This window comes from Streptomyces flaveus, from assembly GCF_014647675.1.
Taxonomy (GTDB): Bacteria; Actinomycetota; Actinomycetes; order Streptomycetales; family Streptomycetaceae; genus Streptomyces; species Streptomyces flaveus.
The window spans coordinates 27,348-34,897 of record NZ_BMPQ01000054.1; the positions used below are offsets into that span (position 1 = coordinate 27,348).

Annotated in this window: 7 protein-coding genes; 4 read left to right on the plus strand and 3 right to left on the minus strand. The window is 68.3% G+C overall.

Translation table 11 applies throughout. The features are described from left to right. The 3 genes from IEZ21_RS45025 to cseC all read left to right on the plus strand — a co-directional run. Window positions 1-549, plus strand: a 549-nt coding sequence (locus tag IEZ21_RS45025) for a hypothetical protein (protein ID WP_189327600.1), incomplete at its 5' end; no start/stop codon positions are given. A 130-nt stretch (window positions 550-679) separates the two neighbouring features. Next, on the plus strand, window positions 680-1,396 hold the full coding sequence (cseB, locus tag IEZ21_RS45030) for a two-component system response regulator CseB (RefSeq protein ID WP_189327601.1): 717 nt from the start codon (window positions 680-682) through the stop codon (window positions 1,394-1,396). An 82-nt stretch (window positions 1,397-1,478) separates the two neighbouring features. Then, window positions 1,479-2,777: a two-component system sensor histidine kinase CseC gene (gene cseC / locus IEZ21_RS45035; RefSeq protein WP_246568897.1), complete on the plus strand. Its 1,299-nt coding sequence runs from the start codon at window positions 1,479-1,481 to the stop codon at window positions 2,775-2,777. 369 nt (window positions 2,778-3,146) lie between these two features. Here cseC and IEZ21_RS45040 read toward each other — a convergent pair whose 3' ends face one another. Beyond that, on the minus strand, window positions 3,147-4,760 hold the full coding sequence (locus IEZ21_RS45040) for an MDR family MFS transporter (RefSeq protein WP_189327603.1): 1,614 nt from the start codon (window positions 4,758-4,760) through the stop codon (window positions 3,147-3,149). Between the two features lie 151 nt (window positions 4,761-4,911). On the opposite strand from IEZ21_RS45040, the gene IEZ21_RS45045 reads away from it, so the two are divergent. Continuing rightward, on the plus strand, window positions 4,912-5,490 hold the full coding sequence (locus tag IEZ21_RS45045) for a TetR/AcrR family transcriptional regulator (protein ID WP_189327604.1): 579 nt from the start codon (window positions 4,912-4,914) through the stop codon (window positions 5,488-5,490). 37 nt (window positions 5,491-5,527) lie between these two features. Here IEZ21_RS45045 and IEZ21_RS45050 read toward each other — a convergent pair whose 3' ends face one another. Together IEZ21_RS45050 and IEZ21_RS45055 are read right to left on the minus strand one after the other, a co-directional pair. Next, window positions 5,528-6,226: a M23 family metallopeptidase gene (locus IEZ21_RS45050; RefSeq protein ID WP_189327605.1), complete on the minus strand. Its 699-nt coding sequence runs from the start codon at window positions 6,224-6,226 to the stop codon at window positions 5,528-5,530. A gap of 694 nt (window positions 6,227-6,920) precedes the next feature. Next, window positions 6,921-7,256 (minus strand): ATP-binding protein, encoded by a 336-nt coding sequence (locus IEZ21_RS45055; RefSeq protein ID WP_281399762.1) that lies wholly within the window; start codon window positions 7,254-7,256, stop codon window positions 6,921-6,923. Window positions 7,257-7,550: the final 294 nt, after the last annotated feature.

Below are 7,550 nucleotides of genomic sequence, written 5' to 3' on the forward strand. Positions count from 1 at the left end.
TGCGGGACGGGCGGCACCGGCGCCCGCGACGAGGGCCCGGCCCGTTCCGACTCGGTGTCGGTCGGCGCCGTCGCGCCCTCCGCCGCGCCCTCCACGGCCGAGCCGAGCGTGGACGCGGTCCGGCTCCTCAAGGCCGACCCGAAGGTCAGCGCGGCGGTCAAGCGCGATCTGCAGCCGTGCATCGCCGACGAGTACCCGGTCGACGTCTCGTACGGCAAGCTGACGGGCGGATCTGCGAACGACATCGTGGTCAACGTGTTGACCTGCGGCGATGCGGTCGGAGTCGGCTCGTATGTGTATCGCGAGCAGGGCGATGAGTACGAGAACGTCTTCAGGGCCGAGGAGTCCCCGGTCTACGCGGAGATCGACCGGGGCGACCTGGTGGTCACCCAGCAGGTGTACGAGAAGGGCGACTCGGTGGCGCTTCCGTCCGGCGAGGTAGTGATCACGTACCGCTGGACCACGGACCGCTTCACGGAACGGGCCCGCACGCACAACGACTACAGCAAGGTGGTGGACGGCGAGACGGCGGCTCCGGCCGAGGACTGACCCCGCCTGACAGCTGCCCCTGCCCAACACCTGACACTTGACGACCGACCCTGCCCGCTGACAATCGACTGGCCTTCGCTGACAATCGATGCCTCCCGACAACCGACCGACGGAGAACTGAGAGCACCGGATGGCAGAGCAGACCCACGTCCTGTTCGTCGAGGACGACGACGTCATCCGCGAGGCCACCCAGCTCGCGCTGGAGCGCGACGGCTTCGTGGTCACCGCCATGCCCGACGGACTGGCCGGCCTGGAGGCGTTCCGTGCGGACCAGCCCGACATCGCGCTCCTCGATGTGATGGTGCCGGGCCTGGACGGCGTCTCGCTGTGCCGCCGGATCCGCGACGAGTCCACGGTCCCGGTGATCATGCTGTCGGCTCGCGCCGACTCCATCGATGTCGTACTGGGCTTGGAGGCGGGCGCCGACGACTACGTCACCAAGCCCTTCGACGGGGCCGTCCTGGTCGCCCGGATCCGCGCGGTGCTGCGGCGCTTCGGGCATGCGAGCGGGCAGCGGGCCGCCGCAGAAGCCGAGAGTTCCTCGTCCGTCGACGGCGGTGTGCTGTCGTTCGGTGACGGCGATCTGGAGATCGACAGGGAGGGCATGGAGGTCCGCAGGGGCGGTACGCCGGTGGCGCTGACGCCCACCGAGATGCGGCTGCTCCTGGAGTTCTCGTCCGCGCCGGGAACCGTGCTTTCACGCGACAAGCTCCTTGAGCGGGTGTGGGACTACGGCTGGGGCGGTGACACCCGCGTTGTCGACGTCCATGTGCAGCGGCTGCGTACGAAGATCGGCCAGGACCGGATCGAGACGGTCCGCGGCTTCGGCTACAAGTTGAAGGCCTGACCGGATCATGCGGGGGACGAGCACGAGTCCGAGCGGGAATCCGGACGGGAATCCGGACCGCCGCCGGAGATTCACGCGGCCGATGCTGCGTACAGGCCTCAGGTGGAAGCTCAGCGCGGCGATCGCCGCGGTCGGGGCGCTGGTGGCCGTATCCCTGAGCCTGGTCGTGCACAACGCCGCCCGGTACTCGATGCTCTCCAACGCGCGCGACCTGGCGGACGAGCGCGTGCAGATCGCGCAGCGGAACTACGAGACGTCCGGGCGGACCAACTTCCCCGGCATCAAGATCGACGATCCGGACCTGCCGGAGGACCTGCTGGCGAAGGTCACGGCCGACCGACGGGCGACCTATGTGGCGGGCGGCCCCAGCGGTGTGCCCGACATCTGGGCCGCCGTACCGCTCAAGGACGGCCGGATCCTGTCGCTGCACACGGGGTTCACCGACCGCAGCGCGGCCGTGCTTGACGACCTCGACCAGGCGCTGCTCATCGGTTCGAGCGTGCTCGTCTTCGGCGGCTGCGCGCTCGGTGTCCTCATCGGCGGCCAGCTCTCGCGGCGGCTGCGCAAGGCGGCCACGGCGGCCCGGCAGGTCGCTCAGGGCGAGACGGACGTACGGGTGCGGGACGCCATCGGCGGAGTCGTACGCGACGAGACCGATGACCTAGCGCGGGCCGTGGACGCGATGGCGGACGCGCTCAGTCGGCGTCTGGAGGCCGAGCGCCGGGTGACCGCCGATATCGCGCACGAGCTGCGTACGCCGGTGACCGGGCTGCTCACGGCGGCCGAGCTGCTGCCACCGGGGCGGCCGACGGAGCTCGTACGGGACCGGGCGCAGGCGATGCGTACGCTCGTCGAGGACGTCCTTGAGGTGGCCCGACTGGACAGCGCGTCCGAGCGGGCCGAGTTGCAGGACATCCTGCTGGGCGAGTTCGTGAGCCGGCGGGTGGCGGCGCGGGACGCGGCCATCAAGATGCGGGTGGTGCACGAGTCGCAGGTCACCACCGACCCGCGCCGCCTGGAGCGGGTCCTCATCAACCTGCTGGTCAACGCCGCCAAGCACGGTAGGCCGCCCATCGAGGTCACGGTGGAGGGCCGGGTCATCCGCGTACGCGACCACGGGCCCGGCTTCCCCGAGGAGCTGCTGGCCCACGGGCCGAGCCGCTTCCGCACCGGCAGCACCGACCGCGCGGGCCACGGCCACGGCCTTGGCCTGACCATCGCGGCGGGCCAGGCCCGGGTGCTGGGCGCACGGCTCACCTTCCGCAACGTACGCCCCGTGGCTGCGCCGGAGGACGTGCCCGCGGAGGGGGCGGTGGCGGTGCTGTGGCTGCCGGAGCATGCGCCGACGAATACGGGGAGCTATCCGATGCTGCCGGAGTAACTGGGGCTTCGCCCCTGGGACCCCTCTGGGGGCTGCCGCCCCCAGGCCCCCGCTGTCGGCCTGAACGGCCTCGTCCTCAAGCGCCGGACGGGCTGGTTGTGCCTGGGGTCAGCTGCAAAGTGTCCCCTGGGCAAGGTTCCGCTTGGGCAGCGGAACCTCAGCTGCAGAAATCAGCCCAGGGTCGCGGAAAATCAGCCCCTCCGGCGTTTGAGGAGCGGGGGTCCGGGGGCTGGCCCCCGAAACGGGGTCCAGGGGCGGAGCCCCGAAGGGGGTCTGGGGCGCAGCCCCCAGCGGGGTCCAGGGGCAGAGCCCCTGGCGGGGATCCGGGGCTGGCCCCGGGATGGGACGGGTAAGGGCGGCGGGGCGAAATCAGACGGTCTCCGCCACCGTCCCCTTCGCCGAAACGTCGTCCTCCACGCCCTCCCCCGCCTGCGGCGCCGCCCCCTTCAACGGCACCTCCTTCACGAACACCGCCGCCACCAAAGCCACAACAGCCACGATCGATCCCAGCAGGAACGCCGAATGCGTACCGGAGGACACCGCGTGCTGATACGCCTCCCGAGCCGCCTCCGGCAACTTCGCCAGACTCGCCGCGTCCAACTGCGCGGACCGCTCGGTGACCGCGGACCCGGCCGACCCGGCCCGCTCGGCCATCACGTCCTGGACCCGGTTGTTGAACAGGGCTCCCATGATCGCGACACCGAAGGACGCCCCGAGCGTACGGAACAGGGTCGTGGAGGAGGACGCGACTCCCATGTCCTTCATCTCGACACTGTTCTGCGCGACCAGCATGGTGATCTGCATCAGGCACCCCATGCCCGCGCCGAGAACCGCCATGTAGAGACCGGAGGTGACCCGCGACGTATCCGTGTCCATCTGCGCGAGCAGGAACAGCCCGACGGCCATCAGCACACTGCCCACGAGCGGAAAGACCTTGTACCGGCCGGTGTTCGTGGTCACCCGCCCCGCGACCATCGACACGATGAGCATCGCACCGAGCATCGGCAGCAGCAGCAACCCGGAGTTGGTCGCGGACGCGCCCTGCACGGCCTGCTGGTACAGCGGCAGGAACAGCACCGCACCGAACATCACGAACCCGGTGATGAAACCGATGACCGACATCAGCGAGAAGTTGCGGATGCGGAAGATGTGCAGCGGCATCACCGGCTCAGCGGCCTTGGTCTGCACGAACACGAAGCCCACCAGCGCGGCGACCCCGATCCCGATCAGCTCCATGATCATGGCGGAGCCCCAGGCGTACTCGGTGCCACCCCACGTGGTGACGAGCACGATCGCCGTGATGCCCGCGGCCAGCAGCCCGGCACCCAGGTAGTCGATCCGAGCCTGCGCCCGCTTCTTGGGCAGATGCAGTACGGCACCGATGGCGAGGAGCGCCACGGCACCGAGCGGCAGGTTGATGTAGAAGGACCAGCGCCAGCCCCAGTTGTCGGTGATGGTGCCGCCGATGAGCGGTCCGCCGATCATGGCGAGCGCCATCACGCCGGCCATCATGCCCTGGTACTTGCCGCGTTCCCGGGGCGGTATCAGATCGCCGATGATCGCCATGACACCGACCATCAGACCACCGGCGCCGAGTCCCTGAACGGCCCGGAACCCGATCAACTGCCCCATGTCCTGCGCCATACCGCTCAGGGCCGACCCGATCAGAAAGAGCACGATCGAGGTCATGAAGATGCCCTTGCGGCCGTACATGTCGCCGAGCTTGCCCCAGATCGGAGTGGAGGCGGCGGTCGCGAGCGTGTACGCGGTGACAACCCACGACAGATGCTCGAGTCCGCCCAGTTCACCCACGATCGTCGGCATGGCGGTCCCGATGATCATGTTGTCGAGCATCGCGAGCATCATCGCGATCATCAGCGCGAGCAGGACGACGCGTACGCTCCTGGGTTTCCTGCCCCCGCTGTCCTGCACTGCCCCGGCGTCCGCGGCCACATCCCCTGTTTCTGTTTCGGTGTCCGCCATCGTCCCCACTCCCCTGGTACCGCCTTGCTACTTACTTGCCGCCCGGCAAGTTGACTACACTTGGAACGTAGGTCCGCAACTAGCCGGGCGTCAAGTAAGTTTTTCTTTACCCACCTCTTTACCCACCCATGAAGCGCTAGGAGCAGCCACGATGGGCGCCAGCAGGCAACAACGCGGACACACCCGCCAGCGCATCCAGGACGTGGCCCTCGAACTCTTCGCCGAGCAGGGCTACGAGAAGACGTCCCTGCGGGAGATCGCGGAGCGGCTGAACGTCACGAAGGCGGCGCTCTACTACCACTTCAGGACCAAGGAAGACATCCTCATCAGCCTCTTCCAGGATCTGACGAAGCCGATGGACGAGCTGATCGAGTGGGGCAAGCAGCAGCCGCGCACCCTGGGGACGAAGCGCGAGGTCCTCAGTCGTTACAGCGAGGCCCTCAACGACGCGGCCCCCCTGTTCCGCTTCATGCAGGAGAACCAGGCGACCGTGCGTGAGCTGCGTTCCGGCGAGGCCTTCAAGGACCGCATGCTCCTCATGGTGGACCTGCTCAGGGAGCCGGACGCCACGATGACCGACCAGGTCCGCTGCGTCACCGCCCTGTTCTCCATGCACGCCGGGATGTTCGCCCTCAGGGACATCGAAGGCGACCCCGAGGAGAAGCGCAAGGCCGTCCTCGAGGTCGCCACAGAGCTGATCACCAGGGCCAACTCCCCCAAGGAGTCCTGAAGGCCCTTTGCCGCTTACGGACGTCGCTCACGGATCCTCAGAGGGTGAGGCCCTTGGTGCGCAGGAAGCGTACGGGGTCTATCGCGGAGCCGTAGTCGGCGGACGTACGGATCTCGAAGTGCAGGTGCGGACCGCTGGAGTTGCCGGTGTTGCCGGAGAGCCCGATGCGCTGACCGGTGGCGACGACCTGGCCGGCGTTCACCTCGACGCGCGACAGGTGGGCGTACTGCGAGTAGGTCCCGTTGCCGTGCCGGACCACGATGGCGTTGCCGTACGCGGGCCCGTCACCGGCACCGTTGCCGCCGGCCTTGACGACGGTGCCGCCGTGCGTGGCAAAGACCTTGGTGCCGGAGGCGACGGCGAAGTCCTGGCCGGAGTGGGTCGAGTTCCACAGGTTTCCGGCCTGGTTGAAGCTGGCGGAGAGTTTGTACTTCTGGACCGGGTCGACCCAGGAAGGCTTGGCCTTCTTGGCGGCGGCCTTCTTCACGGCCTCGGCGGGCTTGCCCTGAGCGGCGACCTCGGCCTTCGACGCCGACTCGGCCTGAACCGCGGCCTGCTCCCGTACGGACGCCGCAGCATTCCCCTGCACGGCCCCGGCGTTCGCCGAATCACCGGCGGCGACCGCGACCCCAGACCCCAGCGCGACCGACACCCCCAGCCCGGCGGCCATGGCAGCCGCCCTGGCACGGAGCGGGGACGTACGGAGAACGTGGGACTTGGTGATGCGCTGCGACATGGGGACTACCTCCGAAGGGATGGGCATGAACGCACCCGGCGCGCTGCCGATGCGCCGGGTGAGGTCCCTTGGTAACCCGCGATCCTGCTGCCCCACAAAGAGCTCATCTACGAGTCAAAGTCGTACTTGACTCTGAAACTTCCATCTTCTTGACATGAAGGCCATCCCGTATTGAATCCTCCGCGTTTCTTACTGGAAGTCTGGTTTAACCCCACTTCACAGCCGTCCGCTTACGCCCCGGACACTCCCCTCCGAGCCGAGCCTGGCCGACATCGAGGCGCCCGCCCACCCCTCGACCTAAAGGTCCGTTTTGCCCCACCACGCGTCACCACTACTCGCCCTAGTACCGGACAAATCGCCTGTGCGTCATGTCACCGGTCGGCAAGATCCAGGCCCTCCGGGATGTGACGCGCACTACGCTGACCAGGCAGCCTCCGTGCCGTCGGGAGAACGTCAGGGGAGCGTCGTGGAACCAGCAGCTGTCGGGGTCCGGCCGACTGGCGATGGTGTCCCCGATGTGGTGTTGCAGAGGCGGGCATGACGGTGGGCCGTTGGGCGCGGCACCGGGTGCAGAGTGAGTCCCACGGTGTGAACACTTCGCCCCGTCGCGTTCACACCTCGCTCGTTTGAGCCCCTGAAGGGCATACTCCCCTTCACTGTTCACGCTTTCTGCGGGAGCCGACGCCGGGAGTCATCACCGATTGAGCTGGAACCACACCCCCTTTCCACCCTCCGTCGGCGTCACCCCGCACACGTCCGACAGCACAGTGACGAGAAACAGGCCTCGCCCACCGCCGTCCCCGGCCGACGCCCGGCGGGGCGAGGGCAGCCGCGCGCTCCCGTCGTACACGGCGACACGGACATGAGTGGCCTCGACGGCTGCTCTGAGGTGTACATCACCCTGCGCGTGCCGGTGCACATTGGTCACCAACTCGGAGGTGTACAGCACAGCCGTCTCGGCGAGTTCGCCCAGCCCCAGCGTCTCCAGAGTGAAGCGCACGAATTCCCGGCAGACCTTGGACGAGGCCACGACGGCAGGGGTTGCGAACTGCTCCCGAGATTCTGAGGGGATCCATCCGCAGACCGCTTATCGCTGGTTCCGGGAGGGGAGACTGCCGGTTCCCGCCCGGCGGATCAATCAGCGCACCGTCCTGATCGAGCAGTCGAATGGGGAGTCTGTGCCGGAGGTTGGGGCCGGGCTTTACGCGCGGGTCTCGTCTCATGATCAGCGGCAGGATCTGGATCGCCAGGTGGCGCGGCTCTCGGTCTGGGCTGCGCTGGCGGCGGCCGCGGAGCTGGGGAACGGGCGTTCTTGAGCCGAACG